The sequence below is a fragment of the Bacillus sanguinis genome (genome assembly GCF_018332475.1).
Taxonomy (GTDB): Bacteria; Bacillota; Bacilli; order Bacillales; family Bacillaceae_G; genus Bacillus_A; species Bacillus_A sanguinis.
This window is the reverse complement of the sequence record NZ_BOQB01000524.1, coordinates 1-642: the sequence shown is the minus strand read 5'-3', so window position 1 is coordinate 642 and position 642 is coordinate 1. Positions and strand designations below refer to the sequence as shown.

Below are 642 nucleotides of genomic sequence, written 5' to 3'. Positions count from 1 at the left end.
TTTATATAGATGAATCGACAGATGTAAATCTCATACTATATCCAGAAAAACTTATGAATTTATATAGTATTGCTTTTTCAATCAGTATATTTGTTCTACTTGTTTATATAACAGGTCGCATAATCGATAAAAAATTAGAAGTCTAAAGGAGGAATAAACATTGGGAAACGTAGTAGTAAAGTTAGAGAATGTTCGAAAGAAGATTGGTGGAACGGAAATTATCCGTGGTTTATCATTTGAAGTTCGCGAAGGGGAAGTGTATGGGTTTCTTGGACCTAACGGTAGTGGTAAAACGACGACAATTCGTATGATGACAGGTCTTATATCAATGACAGAGGGTGATATTACTATTTGTGGTCATAGTATTCGCACGGAGCGTGAAAAGGCGCTAGAGCAAATTGGAGCGATTGTAGAAAATCCAGAACTATATGATTATATGACAGGAATGCAAAACTTAAAGCATTTTGCGAACATGGCAATTACACCAATTAGTAAAGAGCGTATTGCTGAAATTGTGAAATTGGTTGAATTGGAGCATGCGATTCATAAGAAGGTGAAAACATATTCACTTGGTATGAAACAACGTTTAGGAATTGCACAGGCATTACTGCATCAGCCGAAAATTTTAATTTTAGATGAGCC

General features: G+C 35.2%; 1 protein-coding gene and 1 pseudogene. Both read left to right on the top strand.

Annotated features, from left to right (window positions below):
- A pseudogene (locus tag KI369_RS28195) lies at window positions 1-146 on the top strand (ABC transporter permease); the annotation flags it as partial.
- A gap of 14 nt (window positions 147-160) precedes the next feature.
- On the top strand, window positions 161-642 hold a 482-nt coding region (locus KI369_RS28190), incomplete at its 3' end, for an ABC transporter ATP-binding protein (protein ID WP_154165450.1).